Origin of the sequence: Dactylosporangium sp. NPDC000521 (genome assembly GCF_042898305.1) — a bacterium.
Lineage (GTDB): Bacteria > Actinomycetota > Actinomycetes > Mycobacteriales > Micromonosporaceae > Dactylosporangium.
The window spans coordinates 351,082-374,851 of the sequence record NZ_JBIAYW010000003.1 but is presented as its reverse complement, the minus strand read 5'-3'; the positions used below and the strand labels follow the sequence as shown (position 1 = coordinate 374,851).

Here is a 23,770-nt window from a genome sequence, read left to right as displayed (position 1 = left end):
CGGCCAACGCGCGAGCCCGCGGCGCGGGCCGTATGAGGGACGGACAACGCGCGGGCCGTACGCGGCCCGGGCGACGCACGAAGGCGACGGCGACGCGGCCGGGCCTCGGACGGCTCGCATCCCGACCCAACGGCGACCCCGGCCAACGCGCGAGCCCGCGGCGCGGGCCGTATGAGGGACGGACAACGCGCGGGCCGTACGCGGCCCGGGCGACGCACGAAGGCGACGGCGACGGCGACGCGGCCGGGCCTCGGACGGCTCACGTCCCGACCCAACGGCGACCCCGGCCAACGCGCGAGCCGGACACCGCGCGAGCCGGACAACGCGCGGGCCGTGCACAGCGCCGACAACGCGCGGGCCGTGCGCGGGCGGCGTCGCATCAGGGGGTCAGCTGTCCGGGGCCGGGCTGCTCGTTGGCGGCGTCCGCTGTCAGGCACAGTTCGGGTCCGGTGACCGGCGGGCCTTCTTCGTCGACCGTAACACCGCCCACCAAATCGCGAATGCGGAGCGAATCCGTGTCATCGCTTCCCGTTACAGACCGTCCAGAGCCGCAGGTCAGAGGTCAACGATGCCGTCGAGCTCGCCGATGGTGCGGCGGACCGTGGGGGCGTGGGCGGTGAGCAGGCGGGCCTCGTGGCGGTGGGCCTCGGCGACGGCGTGGGCGAGGCCCAGGCTGCCGTTGAGCCGGGACGCGAGCCGTCCGAGGCCGACCGCGTCGACGCCGTCGAGCGGGGCGACCGTGGCCGTGCTGAGGAGGGTGTCGAGGCGGGCGAGCTCCTCGGCGTACGCGAGCTCACTGCGCGTCTCGGCCAGCGACACCGCCGGGACCACGACCGTGCCGCCGTCGGCGAGGACGGTGCTGACCAGGTCGGCGACGCCCGTGTCGCCCTGCGTGTACGCGAGCACCGCCGACGGGTCGAGCACCAGCCCGATGGGGTCGCTCATGACCAGCCCATGAGGTCGCGGACCTGCTCGCGGGACTCGGTGCGGGCCTCGGTGGTGACCTTGGCGGTCGCGTCGTCGAGCCGCTTCCTGGCGTGGGCGCGGCGGTCCTGGTCAGGTGCGGACTCGGCGGCGGCACCGGCACCTGGGTCGATCTCGGTCATGGCGTGACCGTACCTCCTCGCATCGATTGTCGCGGTCCTCCGAAACGCCGAAGCTCCGTCATGGCCGCCGGACCCGTCGAAGCGCCGCCGGAAAGCCATCGAAAGCCGACGGAAGCCATCGAAAGCCGACGAAGAGCCGTCAAGAGCCTTCGAAAAGCCGTCGTGGTGGCCTGGAACGCCGGCGGGTCGGGTCAGCGGCTGTGGGAGCGGAACGCGACCGGGTCGAACCGACCGTACAGCAGCGGCGCGAGCCAGTGCGCGGCCTCCCGGCGGAACAGGGCAGGGGCGAGCGAGCCCGCACCGTCCGGGACCGCGCCGACCAGGTCGCCGGCGAGGTCGTGCAGGTTGGTCCGGTGGACGAGTTCCGGATCCGCCGGCCACGTGCCGAGGACCACGACCGCCGGGATGTCCCGTTGGGCGAGTGCCTGCAGCGTGAGCGCCGTGTGGTTGAGGGTGCCGAGGCCGGGGCGGGCGACGACCACGGCGGTGGCGCCGAGCGCGGCGGCGAGGTCGAGCATCGTCCAGCCGCCCTCGCCCATCGGCACGAGGAGCCCGCCGGCCCCTTCGACGAGGGTGACGTCGTGCTCTTCGACGATGGAGCGCAGGGCGAGCTGCGCCATCACCGCCGTCAGCGGGTCATCGCCGGCGACCCGGGCCGCGGCCAGCGGGGCGAGTGGGTCGGGGAAGCTGGCGAGCGTCCGCACCGTGACGGGCTCCGCGAGCCGCGAGACGGTCACGGCGTCGGGCTCGTCGCCCTCGGCGGTGCCGGTCTGCGCGGGCTTGACGACCGCGACCCGACGCCCCGCTGCCGTCGCGGCGGCGGCGATGGCGGCGGTGACGATGGTCTTGCCGACGCCGGTGTCGGTGCCGGTGATGACGACGGGCCCGGTGATGGGTTCGGTATCCGCCGGGGTCACGTCCTCCGACAGCACCGCCTCCGAGCGCAGCGCCTCCGACAGGAGGGCCTCAGCGGGCGAGACGTCGTGGTCGGCGGTGCGCGGATCGCTCAAGGCACGTCCTTCACGGGCGCCGGGAGGCGCGGTTCGGTCGGCACACCCTCCAGGGCGCCGCTCGGGTGGTCGGCGCGCCCGCGAAGGTCAGGGGCGCTCCTTGACGACGATGTCGAGCGCGTGCTCGAACGCCGCCGGTGGCACGCCGACGTTGACGGTGAGCCGAAGGCGTGACCGACCGTCCGGTGTGGACGGTGGGCGGAAGCAGCCTACCGCGACCCCCCGCTCACGACAGGCGGCCGCCCACGCGAACGCCTCGTCGGCGCTCGGCGCGCCGACGGAGATCACCCCGCCGGACGGGTCGGACACCTCCAGGCCCTCGCCGCGCAGGCGGCTGACCGCGGTCGCGGCCCGGGCGGTGAGCTCGGCCCGCAGGTCGTCACCGGCGACGAGGAGGTCGAGGGCCGCGAGGGCGCCGGCGGCGACGGCGGGCGGGAGGGCGGTGTCGTAGATGAACGTGCGGCCGGTGTCGACGAGCTGCCGGCCGAGCTGGTGCGGGCCCGCGACGACCCCGCCGGCGGCGCCGAGGGACTTCGACAGGGTCGCGGTGACGATCACGCCGGGCAGGCCGGACAGGCCGGCGGCGGCCACCCCGCCCGCGCCGCGGGGGCCGATGACGCCGAGGGCGTGCGCGTCGTCGACGAGCAGCAGTGCGCCGCCGGGGTGCGCCTGGCAGGTGGTGTACAGCTCGGCGAGCGGCGCGAGGTCGCCGTCGACGGAGAACACGCTCTCGGTCACCACCACGGCGGGCCGGTCGGGCGAGGCGGCGAGCAGCGCCCGGACGGCGGCCGGGTCGGCGTGCGGCGCGACGACGGTCGCGGCGCCCTTCGAGGCGCTTCCCGCGCAGGCGAGCCGGCAGCCGTCGACGATCGAGGCGTGGTTGTGCGCGTCCGACACCACGAGCGTGCCGGGCCGCACCAGCGCGCGGATGGCGCCGAGGTTGGCGAGGTACCCGGACGAGTACACGAGCGCGGTCTGCGCGCCGAGCAGGCCGGCGAGGCCCGCTTCGAGGGCCTGGTGCGCGCCGGTGGAGCCGCGGACGAGCCGCGAGCCGGTCGCCCCGAGCCCGTAGTCGGCGAGGGCCCGGGCCGCGGCGGCGAGCACATCGGGGTGCCGGGACAGGCCGAGGTAGTCGTTGCCGGCGAGGTCGATCACGTCGTCGTCGGCACCGCGCGGGCGCAGCTCTCGGCGCAGCCCGGCGGCCCGCCGGTCAGCGGCCTCAGCGTCCAGCGTGGACAACCAGGAGCCGTCCGTCGTGGACAACCAGGAGCCGTCCGGCGTGGACACCCAGGATCCGTCGCGCACTCCCGCACCCTACCGTTCTCGTTGTAGGACATCGACGATGCCGTTTGTGAGATTTGCACAACATAGCCGACCGCATTCGGGCGGGGCGCCCGCCCCTAACGTTTTGTAAGGTACGAGCATGCTTGATGCTGCCAAGGCTGTCGTGGACACCGGAGTCGGGCTCGACCTCGAGGGCGTGCTCGCCGTGCTGCGCTGCTCCGACGAGGAGCTGCCCGACTATCTCGCGATCGCGCACGAGGTGCGGATGACGTGGTGCGGCCCGGAGGTCGAGGTCGAGGGCATCGTCTCGCTCAAGACCGGCGGCTGCCCCGAGGACTGCCACTTCTGCTCGCAGTCCGGGCTGTTCACGTCCCCGGTCCGCGCCGTCTGGCTCGACATCCCGTCGCTCGTCGAGGCCGCGAAGCAGACCGCCGCGACCGGCGCCACGGAGTTCTGCATCGTCGCCGCCGTCCGCGGCCCCGACCAGCGGCTCATGACGCAGCTCGCCGACGGTGTCGCGGCGATCCGCGCCGCGGTCGACATCAACATCGCCGCGTCGCTGGGCATGCTGACCCAGGAGCAGGTGGACCAGCTCGCGGCGTTGGGGATCCACCGGTACAACCACAACCTCGAGACCGCGAAGTCGCATTTCCCACAGGTCGTCACCACCCACACCTGGGACGAGCGGTGGGACACCCTGCGCATGGTCCGCGACGCCGGCATGGAGGTCTGCTGCGGCGGCATCCTGGGCCTGGGCGAGACGGTGGAGCAGCGCGCCGAGTTCGCGATCCAGCTGCAGGAGCTCGACCCGCACGAGGTCCCGCTCAACTTCCTCAACCCCCGCCCGGGCACTCCCCTCGGCGACCAGCCCGTCCTGGACCCGAAGGACGCGTTGCGGGCCATCGCCGCGTTCAGGCTCGCCCTGCCGCGCACGCTGCTGCGGTACGCCGGTGGCCGCGAGATCACCCTCGGCGACCTCGGCACCCGCGACGGCCTGCTCGGCGGCGTCAACGCCGTGATCGTCGGCAACTACCTCACGACGCTGGGCCGCTCCGCCGACAAGGACCTGGCCCTGCTCGACGAGCTGAGCATGCCCGTCAAGGCCCTGTCGGCGACGCTGTGACCGCCCCCGTGACGAGCATGGACACCACCGTCTGGTGCGACCGCTGCGGTGAGGCCCTCACCGGCGACGCACCGCACCCGGCGTGCGCGGCGGCACGGGAGCTGGAGCCGCCCCGCTTCTGCCCGCAGTGCCGCCGCCGGATGAAGGTCCAGGTCCTGCCGCGGGGCTGGTCTGCCATCTGCGTCGAACACGGCTCCGCGTCCGGCTAGGCCCATTGGTCGCCGGCGGCGGATCGCCAGTCCCGGACGATGCGCAGCAGCCCTCGCCAACCCGTTCGGAGTCGAGGATCGGGTCGTCCGGTTCCTCCGGCGCGAACCCGGCCAGGGCGGCGCGCAGCCGGTCGGCGTCGGGCCCGCCGCCGGCAGGGGACGCCCACGCGAACGCCTCCCGGATCACCGGCACCGCCGCGGCCCGCGCCGGATACTGCCCGACGCTGTGTCGCAGGAACGGCAGGCACCGCCGGATCGCACCGAGCGCCAGCACCATGCCCCGATCGACGCCCCGATCGACCGGCTCCGGGCCGATCGGGCGGCGAGGGCGGTGGCGAGGTCCCAACCGGACATCGTCAAACTCCACACCGTTTCCGGGGCACCGCTTCGGCGGCAGCGCGAGGTCAGGTGGAGGTCGGGCCGGACCATTCGGCGGCCGCGGCGGCGGCCTTGTCGAGGGTGCGGGGGTTGGCGCGACCCAGGGCGGCGCCCACGGCGCGGCTGGTGAGGCCGCCCCTGGGCTGCAGGACGGCGGCCACCCGGCGGGTTTGCTGGAGGACCCTGGTCACCCTGGGGCGGCGCAGGCGGCTGTACTCGTCCAGGGCCGGCGCGAGAGGGCCGCGCGAGCCGGCGAGGACGGCCTGGAGGGTGGCGACGTCCTCCAGGGCCAGGCAGGCGCCCTGGGCGAGGTGGTGCGGCATGGCGTGGGCGGCGTCGCCGACGAGGGCGTAGCCGCCGCCGCCGGCCTTGACGCCGAACGTCTCCGGCAGCGGGGTCAGCTCGCCGACCGGCTCCTGGACCAGGTCGTCGGGCTCGGTGGCGGCGAGCAGCTGCGGGATCGGGGCGTGCCAGCCGGCGAACCAGCGGCGCAGCAGCGCGAGCTGGCCGGCGGGCGGCTCGGGGCGCAGGGCGCCGGGAACGGTGGCCACCCAGGAGATGCCGCCGCGGGTGGAGCCGCCGGACGAGCCGCGCTCGCCGAGGGAGGCGTGGGCGAACCGGTGGCCGGCGTCAAGGGTCTCGCCGTGGTCGGGGAGGCCAGGCGGCAGGTCGGGCACGCGGTACCAGGGGATGACGGCCCGCCAGGCGGCGACGCCCGCGCTCGCGAACGAGGTGGTGGACGCGAGCCGGCGGCGGACGGCGCTCTGCACCCCGTCCGCGGCGACGATCAGGTCCGCCTCGAACGTGACCCGGCCGTCACCGACGGCGGGCCGCTCGCGGTGGACCCTCGCGGGCTGCACCTCGATGCCGCTGCGGATGTCGACCTGGTCTCCGAGTCCCGCGATGAACGCGTCGTGGAGATCTTCCCGGTGTACGACCACCGGCGGCGACTCGACGTCCTCCGCGACGGCCCCGGGACGGACCAGCCACTGGCCGTCGGGGCGGCGGATGCCGACCGGCGGGACGGGGGTGGCGATGCCGTCCAGTCCGCCGGCCAGGCCGAGGCCCCGCAGCGCCCGGACCCCGTTGGGCCACAGGACGAGCGCGCCGCGGCCCGGGCGGAGCCGGTCGTCGCGTTCGAGGAGGGTGACCTGCCAGCCGGTCCGGGCGAGCGCACCGGCCGCGGCGATCCCGCCGATGCCGGCGCCCACCACGACAGCGGTGCGCATCCGCTCGCTACCTCAGCCCTTACCGGACGTGCTGGCGGACGAGCTGTCCGAGGTGCTGCCCGACGGTTCCTCGGCGTCGCCCGCCTCCGCGTCCTCGCCACCGTCAGCATCCACTGAATCCGACTCGTCCGGCTTCTCCAGCGAGATCCGATCGGACGAATCAGCCGCGTCCGAAGAGTCCGAAGAGTCGGAAGAGTCGGAATCGTCCGACGAGGCCGGCGCGGACACGGCGGAGGGCTCGAATGACGGCTCAGCGCCGGTGACGGGGGTGAGGCGGCCGTTCTCGTCGTACGTGACGCGCTCCTGCGGCCCGCGCACCAGCAGGAAGTAGGCCAGGGCGGCGGCGAAGACGATGAGCGACGTCCAGTTGTTGAGGCGCATGCCCAGGAAGTGGTGGGCGTCGTCGATGCGCAGCGCCTCGATCCAGAACCGGCCGGCGCAGTACAGCGCCACGTACAGCGCGAACGCCCGCCCCCTGCCCAGGGACCAGCGCTTGTCGACGTACCAGACGACCGCGGCCACGCCGAGACACCACAGGAACTCGTAGAGGAACGTGGGGTGGAAGGTGCCGAGCGGCATCGGCTCGCCGTTGACGATCTGGGCGTGGCCGGCCTTCGCGTCCCAGGTGTAGACCTTGAGCCCCCACGGCAGGTCGGTGGCCTTGCCGTAGAGCTCGTTGTTGAACCAGTTGCCCCAGCGGCCGAGCGCCTGCGCGACGGGCAGGCCGACGGCGAGCGTGTCGGCGGCCATCGCGAAGGGCATGTTCATCCGGCGGCAGGCGATGTAGGCGCCGACGGCGCCGCCCGCGATGCCGCCCCAGATGCCGAGGCCGCCCTCCCAGATCTTGAACGCCTTGATCAGGTCACCGTTGTCGCCAAAGTAGGCCTCGGGCGAGGTGATGACGTGGTAGAGACGGGCGCCGATGATGCCGGTGGGCACCGCCCACACCGCGATGTCGAGAATCACCCACGGCGGGGCACCGCGGTGGCGAAGCCGCCGGTCGGCGATGAAGCACGCGGCGACGATGCCGAGCACGATGCACAGTGCGTAGGCGCGCAGCGGCAACGGTCCGATCTCCCAGACACCCTGCGTGGGGCTGGGGATCGCGGCCAGCGGAGTAAGGGCAGCATCCACGGGTGAACACGCTACCGCCGATCCGCCGAAACGCGATGCCCTGGGTTCGCCCAATTCGCCACCCGACGGTCGACGGAAAGCCACTCCGACCGGCGAAGATCACCACCAGCGAAGGTGTCGCAACGGTCCGCTATGGCGCCTAGAGTGCGAATATGAGCTACGAAGTCACGTCCGCCGTCGCCGCGATCATCGAGGATGCCGCCGGCCGCGTGCTGCTGTGCCAGCAGGCGGGCGGTCACCAGCTGTGGGGCCTGCCCGGGGGCCGGGTCCGTGCGGCGGAGAGCCCGGTGCACGCCGCCGTCCGCGACATCTTCGAGGAGACCGGCCTGGAAGCGCAGATCGTCGAGCTCGTCGGCCTGTACGAGGTGACGGGCGACGGCTGCGGCGAGGCGATGCCGGACCTGTTCGTCCATGTGTTCCGCGGCCGCCTGGACGGCGGCGGGGGGCCGGCGCTCAACGCGCCGGGCCGGATCAGCCGCCTGGCGTGGCACGACCCGGCCTCGCTGCCGGAGCCGCTGACCGCCACCACGCGGACCGCCATCGCCGACGCGAGCGCGGGCCGCACCGGGGTGATCCGCCAGATCAAACGCGACATCCAGCGCGAGGTCGAAGCCGTCGAGGCCGTCGAGGCCTGAGCAGCACCGGAGCAGGCACCGGAGCAGGCACCGGAGCAGGCACCGGAGCAGGCACCGGAGCAGGCACCGGAGCAGGCACCGGAGCAGGCACCGGAGCAGGCACCGGACATGTCCGCTCCGCGAACATGTCCGACATTTCGGTTATGTCGGGGAGCGCAGCGAGTCGACATAACCGCGGCGGCGGCGCGCTGCGAGTCGAAACGCCCCGGGACGGCAGCGCGCTACGAGTCGAACAGCCTGAGGCGAAGCCGCGCTACGAGTCCAAATGACCGGGGCGGCGGCGCTCGAGAGTCGAAGTAGCCCGGGGCCGGCGCGCGGCGGGTCGACATACGGCGGCGGCACGACGACCGGGTCATGGCGGCCGGAAACGGCGGCCGGAAAATCACGGGACCTGGATGATGTACTGGTCCCGTGGCCTACTACGCGCTCGGCGACTCCATGTCCATCGACGACTACGCCGGCGGACCCGGGCTGGGTGCCGCCTCGCTGCTCGCCGACGACTTCGGCATCGACCTGACGCTGCTCGCCCGTGACGGCGCGACCAGCGACGACGTCGTGCGCTTCCAGCTGGACAAGGTCGAGGGCCGGCCCGCCCTGATCACGCTGACGATGGGCGGCAACGACCTGCTGGAGACGCTGGTCAAGGGCGGACCGGACCGGGAGGCGGCGGAGCGCACCCTCGCCAGGACCGCCGGCAACTTCGAGGTCGTGCTGCCCACTCTGGCCGCGACCGGTGCCCGTGTGATCGTCAGCACGGTGTACGACCCCACCGACGGCACCGGCGACCTGGCCTGGGCCGGGCTGCCGTCGTGGCCGGGTGGCCTGGAGGTCCTGGCGGCGCTGAACGGTGCGATCCGCGACGCGGCGGCCCGGCACGGCGCGGTGGTCGCGGACCTGCACGCCGCGTTCCTCGGCCACGGCGCGAAGGCCGGCGACGTGACCGCCGCCGATCCCCGCCCCGCCAACCGCGACCTGTGGCTGTGCGGCCACATCGAGCCCAACGCGTGGGGCGCCGAGGCGATCCGTGACACCTGGCGGGCGGCGCTGCGCTAAGCCAGCCGCGGAAACACCGGGTCGGGGGTGCCGACCCGGTCGCCGGAGCCGAGCTGCGCGGCGAGCCGGGCCGCACCGGACGGCAGGAACGGCGCCAGCTCGCGGGTCACCTCCCGGCAGACGGCCACGAGTTCGCAGAGCACCGCGTCGAGCTCCGAGTCCCGGCCCTGCTTCGCGAGCTCCCACGGCCGGGCCGTCTCGACCAGCCGGTTGCCGCCTGCGACAGCGGCACACAGCGCCTCGGTCGCCGCCCGGAAGTCGAACCCCGCGAGAGCCCGGTCCACCGCCGACGACAGCGCGCCGTCCGGAGCAGGCCCCGCGAGGGCCCGGTCCACCGCCGACGACAGCCCGCCGTCCGGAGCAGACCCCGCGAGGGCCCGGTCCACCGCCGACGACAGCCCGCCGTCCGGAGCAGACCCCGGGACGACGCCGGACCGGTACCGCCGCACCAGGCTCACCGTCCGGTTGACGAGGTTGCCGACCCCGTTGGCCAGGTCCTGGTGGTACCGCTGCCGCAACCGCTCCTCGGTGAAGTCGGTGTCCCCCAGCGGCGCCACCTCGCGCAGCAGCCACCAGCGCAGCGCGTCCCCGCCGAACCGGCCGGCGAGGTCCCCCGGGTCGACCGCGTTGCCGGCGCTCTTGGAGAGCTTCGCGCCGCCGACCGTCAGGTACTCGTGGACGAAGATCGTCGTCGGCAGCGGCAGCCCCGCGGACAGCAGCAGCGCGATCCAGTACACGGCGTGGAAGCGCACGATCCCCTTGCCGATCACGTGCACCCGCTCGGCGGCGTCCTGCCACCACGCACGGTAGAGCTCAGGCCCGTCGAGGGCGGTGACGTAGTTGGCGAGGGCGTCCCACCAGACGTAGACGACCTGCGACGGGTCACCCGGGACGGGGATGCCCCATCCCCCCGCGCGGGCGGCCGGCCGGGACACGCTGATGTCCTGCGGGCCGGCCCGGACGAACGCGAGGACCTCGTTGCGTTTCGCGGCCGGCTCCACCCGGACCTCGCCGGACTCCAGGGCCTCGAGGACGCGGCCGGCGTACGCCGACAGCCGGAAGAACCAGTTGGACTCGGTGACGACCTCCAGGGGAGCGTCGTGCTCGGCGCACCGCTCGGACGGCTCGTAGAACTGTTCGCAGCCCTGGCAGTACAGGCCCTGGTAGTCGCGCCGGTAGAAGTCGCCGTTCGAGGCGGTGCGCCGCCACAGGGTCTCGACGCCCCGGCGGTGGCGGGGGTCGGCGGCGGTGCGGATGAAGTCGTCGAACGAGAGGTCCAGCACCGGCCGGAGCGCGGCGAACCGGTCGGCGTTCGCGGTGACGAACGCGGCCACGTCGACGCCCGCGGCGGCGGCCGCCGTGACGTTCTTCAACGCGTTCTCGTCGGTGCCGGTGAGGAACCTGACCCGCTGCCCGCGCAGCCGCCGGTGGCGGGCGAGCACGTCGGCCTGGACGAGCTCCAGGGCGTGCCCAAGGTGCGGGGCGGCGTTGACGTACGGGATGGCGGTGGTGACGTAGAAGCTCATGGCGGATCTCCGGTCTTCTCCTGGACGGGGACGACCTGATCCGGCTCGCCCCAGAACCGAGGGGCGAGTGGTGAGCGGGACTAGCGCACGCCGACGGACCCCGTGACGGGGCGCATCATTCGACCGGCGTACATGGGCTTCAGCGTACCCCGAGCGCGAACAGCTTTTCGAGCGCCGCGAAGTACACGTGGTCGCCGGACAGCAGCAGCGGCTCGGCGCCGTGCAGCGCATCGAAGGCCAGCTCGCGGCGCAGCAGGACGGTCCCGGCCGCGGCGTCGAGGGCAAGCAGCTCGGTGCGGTGCACGGGCGCGCCGTCGCGGATCGCGAACTGGTACACGACCGCGTAGAGCACGCCGCCGCCGGTCACCGGCGACCAGTAGGACGTCGCGACCTCGGCGCCGGCCATGCCCCAGTCGCGGGTCCAGCGGACCGTGCCGTCGCCCACCGCGAACCCGGCGGCGCGGCCGTGCGCGTCGAGGACCATGAGGGTCCGCCCGTCGGTCGCCGCCGAACGCGGATCGGTCAACGTCTCGGTGTCGCACCAGCGGCGGGCGCCGTCGGCGACCGACACGGCGCAGACGCCACCCGCGCCGGTGGTGTAGGCGACGCCGCCGGCCGCGATCACCCACGGGCCGCTGACGTCCTGCCGCCACACCCGCGCCCCGGTCTTCAGGTCGAACGCGGCGAGGCCCGTGCCGGTGCCCGCCTCGAACGCCTGCAGGGCGCGGCCGGCGTCCGCGACGGGCGGGTGCAGGCCCACCTCGCCGTCCAGGGGCGCGGTCCACGCGACGGCGCCGCCGTCCAGGCGCAGCGCGGTCAGGGTCGCTCCCGCCGAGCGCAGCACCAGGTCCCCCACGACGGTGAACCCGCCGGACACCTCGCCGGGCAGCGTCGTCTCCCACAGTGTGCCGCCGCGGCCGGTGTACGCGCTGAGGAAGCGCGCCCCGAGGTCGCCGGACGGCACGTCGATCGCCTGCGACTCGACCAGCAGCACGCCGGCCGCGCCACCCGCGCCGCCTGCTCCACCCGCGCCGCCAGGCACCGACGCGAGCTGGCCGAACCTGCGGTCGGGAGCGTCCACGAGGGGGCCGAGGTCGACGCCGGTGACCGCGTCGTACCGGCGGATCTGGCCGGTCGGGCCGCCGGAGGAGCGCAGCAGGACGCCGTCGACGACGACCGCGCCGCCGACCTGCTCGTCGGGGCGGGTCACGGGCGCGGTCCACACGGTGTCGAGCCGCGCGGCGGAGCCCGTGCCGAGGTACGGGGTCACCGGCTGGTACCCGCTGCGGCCCGGGTCGTTGCCGTCCTGCCGCCAGCCGGCGTCGACGACGGTCGGCGCGGGGCGCTCCGTGCCGGGGACGGCCAGCGCGAGACCGGGCGTCGCGGAAAGCAGGAGCGCTACAGGCACCAATCGGAAAAATCGCCGCACGCCCGGCTCAACGACTCCGGTCGGGCGGAGTGACTGAGCCGCGCCGCCCGCTCTCCGCCGCGTCGGCGCTCGGCGACGTCTGCGCTCAGCGCGACTCCGGTCGGGCGCGGCGGCTCAGCGGCGCCGGACGCCCTCCGCCAGGTCGGCGCTCAGCGCGGCGACGGCGGCGACGCCCTCGGCCGGGGTCGCGGCGTCCTGCAGGCACCGGACGAGGGCGCTGCCGACGATGACCCCGTCGGCGAACGCGCCGACCTCCGCGGCCTGGTCGCCGTTGGAGACGCCCAGACCGACCGCGACCGGCACGGCCGGGTCGGCCCTGCGGATCCGCTCGACGAGGGCCGGAGCGGCGCTGCTGGTGCTGCTGCGGGCGCCGGTGACGCCCATGACGCTGGTCGCGTAGACGAACCCGCGGCACTTCCCGGCGGTCATCGCGATCCGGGCGTCGGTCGACGACGGCGACACCAGGAACACCCGGTCCAGGCCGTGCGCGTCGGACGCGGCGAGCCACGGCCCCGACTCGTCGGGGATCAGGTCGGGCGTGATGAGCCCGGCGCCACCGGCGGCGGCCAGGTCCGCGGCGAACCGGTCGACGCCGTGCCGCTCGACCAGGTTCCAGTACGTCATGACGAGGATCGGCGCGCCGGCCGCGGCGACCGCCTCGACGGTGCGCAGCCCGTCGGCGACCCGGAAGCCGCCCGCGAGGGCCGCCTCGGTGGCCCGCTGGATGACGGGGCCGTCCATGACCGGGTCCGAGTACGGCAGGCCGACCTCGACGATGTCCACCCCGTTGTCGATCATCGCCTTGATGGCGTCGATCGCGCCGGGCACGGTCGGGAACCCGGCCGGCAGGTAGCCGATGAGCGCGCTGCGGCCCTCAGCCCGTGCCTTCTCGAAAGCCACGGAAACACTCACTGTCGTCACACCCCGAAGAAGTCGCGCGCGGTGTCCATGTCCTTGTCGCCGCGGCCGGACAGGCAGATCAGGACGACGGGCTCCCGGCCGAGGTCGGCGGCGAGCTTCGGGACGACCCGCAGCGCGCCGGCGACCGCGTGGGCGCTCTCGATCGCGGGGATGATCCCCTCGGTCCGGCACAGCAGCTTGAACGCGTCCATCGCCTCGGCGTCGGTGACCGGCTCGTAGATCGCGCGGCCGGTGTCGTGCAGGTACGCGTGCTCCGGGCCGACGGCCGGGTAGTCCAGGCCGGCGGAGATGGAGTGCGACTCGATGGTCTGCCCGTCCTCGTCCTGCAGCAGGTACGTGCGGGCGCCGTGCAGCACGCCCGTGGAGCCGCCGGTGATGCTGGCCGCGTGCCGGCCCGTGTCGACGCCGTCACCGCCGGCCTCGAAGCCGTACAGGGCGACGCTCTCGTCGGGGACGAACGCGTGGAACGCGCCGATCGCGTTGGACCCGCCGCCGACGCACGCGGCGACCGCGTCGGGCAGCCGGCCCGTCTGCTCCAGGATCTGCTTGCGGGCCTCGACGCTGATGCCGCTGACGAAGTCGCGGACCATCGCCGGGAACGGGTGCGGACCGGCGGCCGTGCCGAGCAGGTAGTGGGTCGTGTCGACGTTGGTGACCCAGTCGCGCAGCGCCTCGTTGATCGCGTCCTTGAGCGTCTTCGAGCCGGTCGTGACGGGCACGACGGTCGCGCCGAGCATCCGCATGCGGGCGACGTTGAGCGCCTGGCGGCGGGTGTCCTCCTCGCCCATGTACACGATGCACTCGAGGTCGAGCAGGGCGCAGGCGGTGGCGCTGGCGACGCCGTGCTGGCCGGCGCCGGTCTCGGCGATGACCCGGTGCTTGCCCATCCGCTTCGTCAGCAGCGCCTGGCCGAGCACGTTGCGGACCTTGTGGGCGCCGGTGTGGTTCAGGTCCTCACGCTTGAGGAACACGCGGGCACCGGCGTGCGCGGACAGCCGGTCCGCGCGGTACAGCGGCGACGGGGTGTTGGCGTAGTCGCGCAGCAGCCGGCCGAACTCGGCCTGGAACGCCTCGTCCGCCTGGGCGTGCCGGTAGGCGGCGTCGAGGCCGTCGAGCGCGGCGATCAGCGCCTCGGGGACGAACCGGCCACCGAACTCGCCGAAGTGCCCCGACTGGTCCGGCAGCAGCCCGGCGGCGGACAGGAACGCGTTCACCGGGCGGGCCTCGGCGTCGCAGGGTGGCTGCCGGCCGTGACGAGCTCGGCGACCGCGTCACGCGGGCTCTTCTGCGTGACGAGCCCCTCGCCGACCAGCACCGCGTCGGCGCCGGCCGACGCGTACCGGATCAGGTCGTGCGGCCCGCGGACCCCCGACTCGGCGATCTTCACGACGTCGTTGGGCAGGCCGGGCGCGATCCGCTCGAACACCGTCCGGTCGACCTCGAGCGTCCGCAGGTTGCGCGCGTTGATCCCGATGACCCGCGCGCCGGCCTCCAGGGCGCGGTCGGTCTCCTCCTCGTCGTGCACCTCGACCAGGGCCGTCATGCCCAGGCTCTCGATGCGGTAGAGGAGGCCCGACAGGGTGTTCTGGTCCAGCGCGGCCACGATCAGCAGGACGAGGTCGGCACCATACGCCCGGGCCTCGTGCACCTGGTACGGGGACACGACGAAGTCCTTGCGCAGCAGCGGCACGTCGACCGCGGCGCGCACCGCGGCGAAGTCGTCGAGGCTGCCGCCGAACCAGCGGCCCTCGGTCAGCACACTGACGGCGCGGGCGCCGCCCGCCGCATACTCCTTGGCCAGCTCCGCCGGATCCGGGATCTCGGCGAGCTGCCCCTTCGACGGCGACGCGCGCTTGACCTCGGCGATCACCCCGACACCGGGGGCCCTCAGTTTCGCGTAGGCGTCCAAGGGCGGTGCCGCCTGCGCCGCGGCTGCCTTGATCTCGTCCAGGGGCTTCTGCGCCTCGCGGATGGCCAAGTCTTCGCGCACGCCGGCGAGGATCTCGTCGAGCACACGGCCAGATTCCGCGTTGATCAAGGAGCTCCCCTCTCCGGTGGTCATGCGTCCGATGCTAGGAGCCCCCCGGTCCGTGGATGGCCGTGGGGGTATGGCCGACGTCACCTGATGGGCTAGGGCATAATGCGTTGCCGTTCGTATGGTTGAGTACATGAGCGTCACTGCGGCAAACGTCCTGACCTCGCGTTGGGCGGCCGCCTCGGACGGCCCTGCGGTCTTCTCCGGCGCAGGGGTCTACCCGCTGCTCGCCCTGCTCGCGGGCGTCGCCTCCGGCCCGGCCCGCGACGAGCTGCTGGCGGTCGCACCCTCGCCCTTGCCGCTGCCGCCCGGCTTCGCGGCCGGCGTCTGGACGCGGCCCGACCTCCCGCTCACCCCCGGCTGGGATCCGGGGACCCGCCTGTCCGGCGACCCCGCCGCCGACCAGCGGCGCCTCGACGCGTGGGCCGCCGCACGGACCGGCGGGCGCATCACGACGCTGCCGGTCGCCGTCCGCGGCGACACCGGGCTCGTGCTCGCGTCCGCGCTGTCCGTGGTCACCGGGTGGGTCCAGCCGTTCGACGACTCGACCATGACCCCGGCCGCGGGCCCCTGGTCCGGGCGCCCGCTGCCCGCCCTGTTCCGCAAGCACATCGCCGCCGACGCCCTCGAACCGTTGCGCCGCGTCGACGACGTCACGCTGCTCACCGTCGCGGGCACCGAGGACATCGACGTCGTCCTCGCCCTCGGCGCCGACGCGGCCGCCCCCGGCTCGGTCCTGTCGACCGCCATCGACGGCCGGTCCCGGGCCACCCCGTCGACCGACGGCCCCGGGGTGACCGCCCAGGAGGTCGACGCCGCCTCGCCGGAGCCCGAGCTGGTGGTGAGCCTGCCGTCGTTCGACGTGGCCGCCCACCACGACCTCCTGGCCCTCGACCGGCTCTTCGGACTGCGGACCGCGGCGCGGGACGGCACGTTCCCCGGGATCAGCCCCGTCGACCTGGTCGTGTCGTCGGCCCGCCAGCAGGCTGTGGCCTCGTTCACCGCCCTGGGCTTCCAGGCCGCGACGGTGACCGCCCTCTCCATGTACCCCCTCGCCTACCTTGTGCCGACCGCACGGAGGTTGCGGGTGACGGTCACGTTCGACCGCCCGTTCGGCTTCCTCGCCGTGCACCGCCCGACCGGCCTCGTCCTCGTCGCCGGCTGGGTCACGACGCCATGACCCCCGAGACCCCCGAGACCCCCGGGACCCCCGAGACCACCGCGGCGAACGCCCTCACCGCCGCCTGGGCCCGCACGGTCACCGCCGGCACGGTGCTGTCCGGCGCCGGCGTGCACCCGCTGCTGCACCTTCTCGCCACCGCCGCGTCCGGCCCGGCCCGCGACGAGCTGCTCGCGGTCGCGCCCGCGCCGCTGGCCCTGCCGTCCTCCGCCGCGGTCCGGACCGCGATCGGGCTGTGGCCGCGCGCCGACGTGCCGCTGACCCCGTCGTGGCGGTCCCTCGTCGCGGGCGTGCTCACCGGCGACCAGGCGCCCCTTGACGCGTGGGCCGCTTCGCGGACCGGCGGCCTGATCCCCCGGCTGCCGGCGCCGGTCGACGACGCCACGCTGCTGCTGCTCGGCAGCGCCCTCGCCGTCACCACCACGTGGGACGAGCCGTTCGACGAAGGCCTGCTGTGGCCGTTGGAGGGGCCGTGGCGGTCGCGGCAGCTGGTCGGGCTCACCCGGTTCCATGCGGTGCCCGGCCCGCTGAAGGTCGTCAGCCCGGCCGGCGGGCGGCCGCTCACCACGGTCACCGTCCGCGGGTCCGACGACATCGACGTGGTGCTGCTCCTCGGCGAGCCCGGTGTCGCGCCCGGCGACGTCCTCGCGGCCGGCATCGAGACACCCCGCACCGGGCCGGACCGGGTCGACGGGCCCGGTGTCCAGGTCGGGCGCGGGTGGCAGCCGCCCGGCCTGTACCTGACGGTGCCGAGGTTCACCGTCAGCGCCGACCACGACCTCCTCGCACACGCCGACCTCTTCGGGCTCCGCGCGGCGACGGACCACACGCGTGGGCACTTCCCCGGGCTCAGCCCGTGGCCCCTCGCCGTGTCGCACGGGACGCAGGCGGCGACCGCCACGTTCACCGCCCGCGGCTTCGAGGCCGCCGCGGTCAGCGTCCTGGAGCTGTTGGCGGGCGGTGCGCCGACCGGGGACAACGAGCAGGTCCATGTCACGTTCGACCGGCCGTTCGGGTTCCTCGCCGAGCACCGGCCGACGGGGCTCGTCCTCTTCGCGGGCTGGGTCGACGAGCCGACCCCTTGGGAGCCGGAGGTCCTCGTCGTGTCGTACTAGGGGCCACGATCATGGGCGGTCCCGCGACATACTGCGGGCATGCGGAGGGGCGTGGCGACGCTGGCGGTCGCGGTCACCCTGGCGGGCTGCGCGCCGGCGGGCGGGCAGTCGCCGGCGGCTGACCGGTCGTGGACCGCGGTCGCCCCGGCGCCCCTGCCTGCGCGGCACGACGCGCTCGGGGTGTGGGACGGGCGGCGGTTCGTCGTCGTGGGCGGATCGGCGGAGCGGCCGTGCCCGCCCACCGCGTCCTGCGCGCCGGTGGCCGGCCTGACCGACGGCGCGGCGTACGACCCCGCGGACGGCACCTGGCGGCCGATCGCCGCGGCGCCGGTGCCGCTGGGCGAGGGCGATCAGCTCGTGGCCGCCGGAGGCCGGGTGTACGCGCTGACCCCGGCGGCGTTCCTCGGGTACGACGGCGACCGCTGGACGCGGCTGCCCCCGCCGCCGGGCACGGGGCTACTGCTCGACGCGGGCGGCACGCCGGTCGTCATCGCCGGGACCGACGAGCACGGCCCGGCCGTGGACGCGGCGTTCGACGTCGCGACCGGCGCGTGGCGGGTCCTGCCCGACGACCCGCTCGGCCCGTCCTTCGACCGCACGGCGGTGTGGACCGGCGACCGGCTGCTGCTCGGCGCGAAGGATCTCGTGCCGGACCCCGGCGCCACGAAGCCGTCGCTGCTGCGGCTGGCGACGCTCGACGCCGCGCTGACGACGTGGGCGGCACCCACGACCACCGAGATCCTCGGCGGCAGCGTGACCACCGCGGGCGGCACCGTCGTGTGGACCGGCACCGGCAGCGCCGACGGCGGGCGGATCGGCAACTGGGGCCGCTCCTACCCCGAGGGCGGCATCCTCGCCTTCGGCACCGGCGCGTGGCGGCCGCTGCCGGCGGCGCCGCGGCCGGCCGGTCCGCTGCCGGTGGACCCGCCGCTCAGCACCGGCGGCCGGGTCACGGTCGGCGGGCACCTGCTCGACCCGGCGACCGGCGAGTGGCTCCGCCTGCCGGACCCGCCCGGCGGCAGGCGCTTCGCCGCGACCGTGGTGGCCGGCCCCGACATGGTGCTCCTGTGGGGCGGCACGGTGGAGCACGACGCCGAGCACAACCTCGGCGACGGCCACCTCCTGCGCGTCTAGAGCACCGGCTCCTCGTCCGCGGGGCGGCGCGGTGGAGCACGACGACCAGCGGCCACCTCCTGCGCGTCTAGGGCACCGGCTCCTCGTCCGCGGGGCGGCGCCAGCGGGCCGGGGTCTCGCCGCGGGCCTGCATCTCCTTCCACTTCGCGAACGGGTCGTAGTCGACCTCCAGGGGCTCCTGCGGCGGGCGGTCGGCCTCCGGGACGTGGATCAGGTTGAGCCGGATGCGGGTCCACAGGCTGTTGACGCCGCGCATCGAGTCGACCAGGACGTCGGCGGGCTCTAGGAGCGGCCAGACCGCCGGGTGGCGGGCCTTCCAGCGTTCGAGGCCTTCGAGGGCCTCCTCCTTCGTCGCGGCGCGGGCGATCTCGATCAGCGGCATGGTCGGCGCGCGGCGGCCCGTGCCCTTCTTCGCCGGCGCCCGCTTCTTGAAGGTGGCGGCCAGCTCCAGCAGCGGCGTCAGGTCGCCGCGGGCGTCCTCGATCCCGGCCCACGCGTCCGGCCGGCCCTGCACGGACTCCATCGTGTAGTCGGCCGGGTCGCAGCCGGGCACCTCGTCCCAGGTGAGCGGGGTGGAGACCCGGGCCTCCTCGGACGGGCGGACCGAGTAGCCGGACGCGGTGGTGTGGTCCTTCGCGTTCTGGTTGTAGTCGACGAACACGCCGTGCCGCTCCTCCTTCCACCACGCCCCGGTCGCGATCTCCGGCGCCCGGCGGGCGACCTCCCTGGCGAAGCCCTCGGCGGCCCTGCGGACCTCGGCGAACGTCCAGTTGGGGTGGATCCGCGCGTACACGTGAAACCCGCGCGAACCGGAGGTCTTCGGCCATCCGACGAGTCCGTGGTCGGCGAGCACGTCGCGGGCCACCAGCGCCACCTCGACGACCTGCGACCACGGCACCCCCGGCACCGGGTCCAGGTCGATGCGCAGCTCGTCGGGGTGCTCGACGTCCTCGGCGAGGACCGAGTGGGTGTGCAGCTCCAGGCAGCCGAGGTTGACGACCCAGGCGAGCTGGGCCGCGTCGCGCAGCACGATCTCCTCGGCGGTGCGGCCCGACGGGTACCGCAGCTGCGCCGTCTCGATCCAGTCGGGGCGCTTCTCGGGCGCGCGCTTCTGGAAGAACGCCTCGCCCTCGATGCCGTTGACGTAGCGTTTCAGCGCCATCGGCCGGCCGCCCGCGCCGCGCAGGGCACCGTCGGCGACGGCGATGTAGTAGCGGACGACGTCGAGCTTCGTGCGGCCCGACTGGGGGAAGTACACCTTGTCCGGGTTGGTGACGGTCACCTCGCGCCCGGCGACCTCGAGGACTTCCTTGCTGCTGCTCGCCATAGGCGAAACCCTACTTGTCCGCGGTCGGATCCTCGCCCCGATCGAGGGCGTCCCAGAGCTCCGCCTGTGGTGTTTTCGCGGTGGTACGAGCGGTGGGCCGGTCGTAGCGGGCGCCCATCTCCGGCCACGTGTCGCTGGCGCGGATGGTGACGGCGCCGGCGGCCACGACGACGAGCGCCGCGACGATCGTGACGATCGGCCAGCCCACGTCGATGTGGTGCTGCAGGGCCTCGGTCACCGCGCCGACGATGCCGATGCCGGCGAGGGCGAGGAGGCCGCCGACGATCGTCCTGAGCCGGCCGCGGGTGGCGAGGAGGGCGCCCGCGCCGGCGAGGCCGACCGCGCCGAGTGCGGGCAGCCACGGCGACAGCTCGCTGCCCGTGCGGTACTCGGTCATCGGCGGCAGCGGCGACACCTGGTGCGTCATGACCGCGTCCCAGTGGCGGGTGGCGGCGAACAGCACCACCGCCGAGGCGACCGCGGTCGCGACGGTGGTGACCGCCAGCCCCCGCCTGCCGTGCGTGCGGCCGCCGGCGGTCTGCGGGCTTCGTTCGGAGTCGGTCATCGGGCTTCGTTCCGGATCGGTCGTCGGGCCTCGTTCGGGAGCGGTCGTCGGGCTTTGTTCGGAATCGGTCATCGGGCCGGTCGCAGGGTCTCGGCGGTCGCGATGGCGGCGAGGACGGCGGCGGCCTTGTTGCGGGTCTCGGTCTCCTCCGACAGCGGGTCGGAGTCGGCGACGATGCCTGCGCCTGCCTGCACGTACGCCATCCGGTCCCGCATGAGCGCGGTCCGGATCGCGATGGCGGTGTCCATGTCGCCACCGAAGCCGAAGTAGCCGACGACGCCGCCGTACAGGCCGCGCCGGGTCGGCTCGAGCTCCTCGATGATCTCCATGGCCCTGACCTTCGGCGCCCCCGACAGCGTCCCCGCCGGGAACGTCGCGGCGAGGGTGTCGAACGCGGTCCGGCCGTCCTCGAGCTCGCCGACGACGGTCGACACGATGTGCATCACGTGGCTGTACCGCTCGACGGTCATGAACTCCGGCACCTCGACCGTCCCGGGCTTGCAGACCCGTCCCAGGTCGTTGCGGGCGAGGTCGACGAGCATGACGTGCTCGGCGCGCTCCTTCGGGTCGGCGAGCAGGTCCGCGGCGAGCGCGTTGTCCTCCTCGGGCGTCGCGCCCCGCCAGCGGGTGCCCGCGATCGGGTGCAGCAGCGCGCGCCGCCCGTCGACCTTGACGTGCACCTCCGGCGACGATCCGACGACGTCGAAGCCTTCGAAGCGCAGCAGGTACATGTACGGGCTCGGGTTCGTGGAGCGCAGCACCCGGTACACGTCGAGGGGGTCGGCGTCGGTGGCCCGCTCGAACCGCTGCGCGACCACGATCTGGAAGCACTCCCCGGCCCGGATCGCCTCCTTCGCGACCTCGACGGCCTTCGGATACTCCCCAGCCGGGGTGCGGCTGACCACCTCACCGGGCCCCTGCTTGTCCACTGTGGACACCAGCGGCGGCGTCGGCCGGGACAGCGCCGTCGTCATCGCGTCCAGGCGGCCGATCGCCTGGTGGTACGCCGCCGTCGTGGTCGCCTCGTCGGCGCCCTTGTCGGGCAGGACGGCGTTGGCGATGAGCAGCGCCGTGCCCTCGAAGTGGTCCAGCGCCACCAGGTCGGTCGCCACCATCATGCCGAGCTCGGGGTGGTGCAGGTCGTCCTCGGCGAGCTGCGGCAGCCGCTCGAAGCGCCGGACCGCGTCGTACGACAGGAACCCCACGAGACCGCCGGACAGCGGCGGCAGGTCGAGCCCCTTGAGGTCGGCGTCGTCGCCGGTGAGCGCCTCGACGGTCCGTCTGAGGACGTGCGTGGGGTCGCCCGTGGTGGGCAGGTTGGCCGGCGGCTCGCCGAGCCACTGCGCGCCACCGTCCCGCTCGACGAGCGTGGCGACGCTGCGGACGCCGATGAAGCTGTACCGCGACCACACCGCACCCGCCGAGCCGGCGCCCTGCTCCGCGGACTCCAGCAGGAACGTGCCCGGGCCACCGGCGAGCTTCCGGTACACCCCGACCGGCGTCTCACCGTCGGCGAGCAGCCGCCGGGTCACCGGCACCACCCGCCTGGTCTTCGCCAGCTCGCGGAACGTCGCCTCGTCCGGCGCCACCGCTCCGGTCGTCATCGCGCCACCTTCAGATCCGTGTAGAAGCAGGTGTGGTTGCCCGTGTGGCAGGCGGCGCCGGTCTGCTCGACCGTCACCAGCAGCGTGTCGCCGTCGCAGTCGATCGCCACCGACCTGACGTGCTGGACGTGACCGGACGTCTCGCCCTTCACCCAGTACTCGTTGCGGCTGCGCGACCAGTACGTCGCCCGCCCCGTCGTCAGCGTCCGGTGCAACGCCTCGTCGTCCATCCACGCCAACATCAACACCTGCCCGGTCCCGTGCTCCTGCACGACCGCAGGCACCAACCCGGCCTCGTTACGACGCAGACGGTCCGCGACTTCTGGATCAAGGTTCGACGACACCCCTTAATTCTCCCGCACGGCCCTCTCCCGCAGGTTTGGGGTCTATGGCTGGCCGTGTTTGCGGAGTACCTTGACGGTGCGCCGCACGGAAGTCTGGGCGGTCGCTCATCCCTCCCCGCCTGCCGTCGGCCGACCCTCCTCGCCCGGGGGTCCCGCTTGCCGTCGGCCCGGCGGCACCGGGCCGGGCGCCGTTTGGCCTCCCGGCGTCCGCGACCCCAGCGCTGAGCCCACAGCAGTCTGAACGGGTGGCACCCTCCCCCCGTTCCGACCGAGCGGACGGAGGACCTCCCCCATGCACCCCAACGTCAACGACCAGACCGGCCCCTCCCCTGAAGTCACAACCCCACCGGGCGTCCCCGAGCAGCGCCGCCCCGTCGAGGACACCGTCCCGCTGATCTCAGCCGCCGCCGCCTCGGCGTCGGGCGCCGAACTTGCCTCCCACCCCGCTCCGGCCTTCACCCAGGCTGAGGACCAGGCCTCCGACTCGGCTGCGGCCGCCGACTCAGCGTCCGACTCGGCCGTGGACCTGACCGCCGCCTCGGTCTCCGACTCGGCCTCCGGCTCGGTGTCCGGGTCGGTGTCCGGCTCGGTGTCCGGCTCGGTGTCCGGCTCGGTGTCCGGCTCGTCCACGGACTCGGACCCGGGTTCGGATTCGGCAGATGCCGCGCCGGCACCGGTCGCGGAGTCGCCGGTCATCGATTCGCCGCTCGCGGACGACGCCGCCATCACCGTCGCCGTCCCCGACGACATCTCCGACATCGTCGGCCCCGCCGACGAGGAGTCCCCCGCCTCCACCGACGAGGAGCCGGCCGCTGGGGTCGACGCACACGCCGCCGAGCCCACCCCGACCGCCGACCTCCAAGCGACCGACACCCTCGAAGACCCCTCCACCGCCCCCGAGGCCCTGGAGGAGGCAACCGCCGAAGAGGCCGACGCCGAACTGGCCGCCGAAGCCCCAGCCGACACCGAACTGGCCGCCGAAGCCTCCACCGCCGACGACACGGACGCCGAGCCCACCGCCGAGGCCGTCGCCGTTGAAGAGGTCGCCGCCGAAGCCACCTCCGCCGCCGAAGACGACGCCACCGACACCGAACCCGAGGCCCCGGAAGCCGTCACCACCGAAGACGCCACCGCCGAAGAGACCGCCGCCGAGGCCGCTGCCGACGAAGGCGACGCCGAGGCCGTCGAAGAAGTCACCGCCGAAGAAGCCTCCACCGACGACGAACCCGCCGCCGAAGCCACCGCGGACGACGACGCCGGAGAGCCTGAGGCCATCGAAGAAGTCGCCGCCGAGGCCACCTCCGCCGACGCCGAAGAGGCCGAGACCGTTGAAGAGGTCGCCGCCGAAGCCGCCTCCGACGACGAAGACGCCGCCGCCGACACCGAACCCGAGGCCGTGGAAGCCGTCACCACCGACGACGAACCCGCC

At 74.3% G+C, this 23,770-nt stretch carries 23 protein-coding genes; 8 read left to right on the top strand and 15 right to left on the bottom strand.

Features of this window, described 5'->3' with window-relative positions; genetic code table 11:
• Window positions 1–555: 555 nt before the first annotated feature.
• From ACFY3L_RS11865 to ACFY3L_RS11850, 4 genes are all read right to left on the bottom strand, one after another.
• On the bottom strand, window positions 556–945 hold the full coding sequence (locus ACFY3L_RS11865) for a PIN domain-containing protein (protein ID WP_389321805.1): 390 nt from the start codon (window positions 943–945) through the stop codon (window positions 556–558).
• Complete coding sequence (locus ACFY3L_RS11860) at window positions 942–1,106, bottom strand: hypothetical protein (RefSeq protein WP_389321803.1); 165 nt, start codon at window positions 1,104–1,106, stop codon at window positions 942–944. The genes ACFY3L_RS11865 and ACFY3L_RS11860 overlap by 4 nt, the downstream gene beginning before the upstream one ends.
• Before the next feature lie 191 nt (window positions 1,107–1,297).
• On the bottom strand, window positions 1,298–2,023 hold the full coding sequence (bioD, locus tag ACFY3L_RS11855; protein ID WP_389322612.1) for a dethiobiotin synthase: 726 nt from the start codon (window positions 2,021–2,023) through the stop codon (window positions 1,298–1,300).
• 180 nt (window positions 2,024–2,203) lie between these two features.
• A complete protein-coding gene (locus tag ACFY3L_RS11850; RefSeq protein ID WP_389322610.1) occupies window positions 2,204–3,379 on the bottom strand; it encodes an 8-amino-7-oxononanoate synthase in 1,176 nt (391 codons plus the stop codon).
• 160 nt (window positions 3,380–3,539) lie between these two features.
• Between ACFY3L_RS11850 and bioB the strand changes: the two genes are divergently transcribed.
• Complete coding sequence (bioB, locus tag ACFY3L_RS11845) at window positions 3,540–4,523, top strand: biotin synthase BioB (RefSeq protein WP_389321801.1); 984 nt, start codon at window positions 3,540–3,542, stop codon at window positions 4,521–4,523.
• Window positions 4,524–4,540: 17 nt separating this feature from the next.
• Window positions 4,541–4,732, top strand: a complete 192-nt coding sequence (locus tag ACFY3L_RS11840; protein ID WP_389321799.1) for a hypothetical protein — start codon at window positions 4,541–4,543, stop codon at window positions 4,730–4,732.
• A gap of 404 nt (window positions 4,733–5,136) precedes the next feature.
• On the opposite strand, the gene ACFY3L_RS11835 is transcribed toward ACFY3L_RS11840, so the two are convergent.
• Both ACFY3L_RS11835 and lgt read right to left on the bottom strand, forming a co-directional pair.
• Window positions 5,137–6,339: an FAD-dependent oxidoreductase gene (locus ACFY3L_RS11835; protein ID WP_389321797.1), complete on the bottom strand. Its 1,203-nt coding sequence runs from the start codon at window positions 6,337–6,339 to the stop codon at window positions 5,137–5,139.
• 12 nt (window positions 6,340–6,351) lie between these two features.
• Entirely contained in the window at window positions 6,352–7,473 is a 1,122-nt protein-coding gene (gene lgt / locus ACFY3L_RS11830) for a prolipoprotein diacylglyceryl transferase (RefSeq protein WP_389321795.1), read from the bottom strand.
• Between the two features lie 152 nt (window positions 7,474–7,625).
• Between lgt and ACFY3L_RS11825 the strand changes: the two genes are divergently transcribed.
• Window positions 7,626–8,108 carry an NUDIX hydrolase gene (locus ACFY3L_RS11825; protein ID WP_389321793.1) on the top strand — a complete coding sequence of 161 codons (483 nt, stop codon included), beginning with the start codon at window positions 7,626–7,628 and terminating at the stop codon, window positions 8,106–8,108.
• Between the two features lie 411 nt (window positions 8,109–8,519).
• Complete coding sequence (locus ACFY3L_RS11820; protein ID WP_389321791.1) at window positions 8,520–9,161, top strand: SGNH/GDSL hydrolase family protein; 642 nt, start codon at window positions 8,520–8,522, stop codon at window positions 9,159–9,161.
• Here ACFY3L_RS11820 and ACFY3L_RS11815 read toward each other — a convergent pair.
• The 5 genes from ACFY3L_RS11815 to trpC form a co-directional block, all read right to left on the bottom strand.
• Window positions 9,158–10,687 carry a methionine--tRNA ligase gene (locus tag ACFY3L_RS11815; RefSeq protein WP_389321789.1) on the bottom strand — a complete coding sequence of 510 codons (1,530 nt, stop codon included), beginning with the start codon at window positions 10,685–10,687 and terminating at the stop codon, window positions 9,158–9,160. The genes ACFY3L_RS11820 and ACFY3L_RS11815 overlap by 4 nt on opposite strands.
• A gap of 139 nt (window positions 10,688–10,826) precedes the next feature.
• Window positions 10,827–12,095, bottom strand: a complete 1,269-nt coding sequence (locus ACFY3L_RS11810) for a PQQ-binding-like beta-propeller repeat protein (RefSeq protein ID WP_389321787.1) — start codon at window positions 12,093–12,095, stop codon at window positions 10,827–10,829.
• A gap of 135 nt (window positions 12,096–12,230) precedes the next feature.
• The gene (gene trpA / locus ACFY3L_RS11805) at window positions 12,231–13,028 is read right to left on the bottom strand and encodes a tryptophan synthase subunit alpha (RefSeq protein ID WP_389321785.1); all 798 of its coding nucleotides are present in this window, start codon (window positions 13,026–13,028) and stop codon (window positions 12,231–12,233) included.
• A gap of 5 nt (window positions 13,029–13,033) precedes the next feature.
• Window positions 13,034–14,251, bottom strand: a complete 1,218-nt coding sequence (trpB, locus tag ACFY3L_RS11800) for a tryptophan synthase subunit beta (protein ID WP_389321783.1) — start codon at window positions 14,249–14,251, stop codon at window positions 13,034–13,036.
• Window positions 14,248–15,051 (bottom strand): indole-3-glycerol phosphate synthase TrpC, encoded by an 804-nt coding sequence (trpC, locus tag ACFY3L_RS11795; protein WP_389322608.1) that lies wholly within the window; start codon window positions 15,049–15,051, stop codon window positions 14,248–14,250. Before trpC ends, trpB begins: the two co-directional genes overlap by 4 nt.
• A gap of 154 nt (window positions 15,052–15,205) precedes the next feature.
• Between trpC and ACFY3L_RS11790 the strand changes: the two genes are divergently transcribed.
• From ACFY3L_RS11790 to ACFY3L_RS11780, 3 genes are read left to right on the top strand one after another with little or no spacing between them, the layout of a single operon-like run.
• Window positions 15,206–16,252 carry a serpin family protein gene (locus ACFY3L_RS11790; protein ID WP_389321781.1) on the top strand — a complete coding sequence of 349 codons (1,047 nt, stop codon included), beginning with the start codon at window positions 15,206–15,208 and terminating at the stop codon, window positions 16,250–16,252.
• Window positions 16,249–17,367, top strand: coding sequence for a serpin family protein (locus ACFY3L_RS11785; protein ID WP_389321779.1), 1,119 nt, complete (start codon window positions 16,249–16,251; stop codon window positions 17,365–17,367). The genes ACFY3L_RS11790 and ACFY3L_RS11785 overlap by 4 nt, the downstream gene beginning before the upstream one ends.
• A gap of 39 nt (window positions 17,368–17,406) precedes the next feature.
• Window positions 17,407–18,501: a hypothetical protein gene (locus ACFY3L_RS11780; RefSeq protein WP_389321777.1), complete on the top strand. Its 1,095-nt coding sequence runs from the start codon at window positions 17,407–17,409 to the stop codon at window positions 18,499–18,501.
• Between the two features lie 67 nt (window positions 18,502–18,568).
• Here ACFY3L_RS11780 and ligD read toward each other — a convergent pair whose 3' ends face one another.
• The 4 genes from ligD to hisI all read right to left on the bottom strand — a co-directional run bounded on the left by ligD (window position 18,569) and on the right by hisI (window position 22,281).
• Window positions 18,569–19,828 (bottom strand): non-homologous end-joining DNA ligase, encoded by a 1,260-nt coding sequence (gene ligD, locus ACFY3L_RS11775; protein ID WP_389321775.1) that lies wholly within the window; start codon window positions 19,826–19,828, stop codon window positions 18,569–18,571.
• 10 nt (window positions 19,829–19,838) lie between these two features.
• Window positions 19,839–20,393 carry a Trp biosynthesis-associated membrane protein gene (locus tag ACFY3L_RS11770; protein ID WP_389321773.1) on the bottom strand — a complete coding sequence of 185 codons (555 nt, stop codon included), beginning with the start codon at window positions 20,391–20,393 and terminating at the stop codon, window positions 19,839–19,841.
• Window positions 20,394–20,461: 68 nt separating this feature from the next.
• The gene (locus tag ACFY3L_RS11765) at window positions 20,462–21,997 is read right to left on the bottom strand and encodes an anthranilate synthase component I (RefSeq protein ID WP_389321771.1); all 1,536 of its coding nucleotides are present in this window, start codon (window positions 21,995–21,997) and stop codon (window positions 20,462–20,464) included.
• On the bottom strand, window positions 21,994–22,281 hold the full coding sequence (gene hisI / locus ACFY3L_RS11760) for a phosphoribosyl-AMP cyclohydrolase (protein ID WP_389321769.1): 288 nt from the start codon (window positions 22,279–22,281) through the stop codon (window positions 21,994–21,996). Before hisI ends, ACFY3L_RS11765 begins: the two co-directional genes overlap by 4 nt.
• 580 nt (window positions 22,282–22,861) lie before the next feature.
• On the opposite strand from hisI, the gene ACFY3L_RS11755 reads away from it, so the two are divergent.
• On the top strand, window positions 22,862–23,770 hold a 909-nt coding region (locus ACFY3L_RS11755), incomplete at its 3' end, for a hypothetical protein (RefSeq protein WP_389321767.1).

Coding starts and splice junctions, on each gene's coding strand:
- ACFY3L_RS11815 (WP_389321789.1), bottom strand. CDS start 10,687: ATGAGCTTCTACGTCACCACCGCCATCCCGTACGTCAACGCCGCCCCG.
- ACFY3L_RS11765 (WP_389321771.1), bottom strand. CDS start 21,997: ATGACGACCGGAGCGGTGGCGCCGGACGAGGCGACGTTCCGCGAGCTG.
- bioB (WP_389321801.1), top strand. CDS start 3,540: ATGCTTGATGCTGCCAAGGCTGTCGTGGACACCGGAGTCGGGCTCGAC.
- ACFY3L_RS11860 (WP_389321803.1), bottom strand. CDS start 1,106: ATGACCGAGATCGACCCAGGTGCCGGTGCCGCCGCCGAGTCCGCACCT.
- ACFY3L_RS11835 (WP_389321797.1), bottom strand. CDS start 6,339: ATGCGCACCGCTGTCGTGGTGGGCGCCGGCATCGGCGGGATCGCCGCG.
- ACFY3L_RS11865 (WP_389321805.1), bottom strand. CDS start 945: ATGAGCGACCCCATCGGGCTGGTGCTCGACCCGTCGGCGGTGCTCGCG.
- ACFY3L_RS11785 (WP_389321779.1), top strand. CDS start 16,249: ATGACCCCCGAGACCCCCGAGACCCCCGGGACCCCCGAGACCACCGCG.
- ligD (WP_389321775.1), bottom strand. CDS start 19,828: ATGGCGAGCAGCAGCAAGGAAGTCCTCGAGGTCGCCGGGCGCGAGGTG.
- ACFY3L_RS11770 (WP_389321773.1), bottom strand. CDS start 20,393: ATGACCGACTCCGAACGAAGCCCGCAGACCGCCGGCGGCCGCACGCAC.
- ACFY3L_RS11840 (WP_389321799.1), top strand. CDS start 4,541: ATGGACACCACCGTCTGGTGCGACCGCTGCGGTGAGGCCCTCACCGGC.
- ACFY3L_RS11790 (WP_389321781.1), top strand. CDS start 15,206: ATGAGCGTCACTGCGGCAAACGTCCTGACCTCGCGTTGGGCGGCCGCC.
- ACFY3L_RS11780 (WP_389321777.1), top strand. CDS start 17,407: ATGCGGAGGGGCGTGGCGACGCTGGCGGTCGCGGTCACCCTGGCGGGC.
- ACFY3L_RS11825 (WP_389321793.1), top strand. CDS start 7,626: ATGAGCTACGAAGTCACGTCCGCCGTCGCCGCGATCATCGAGGATGCC.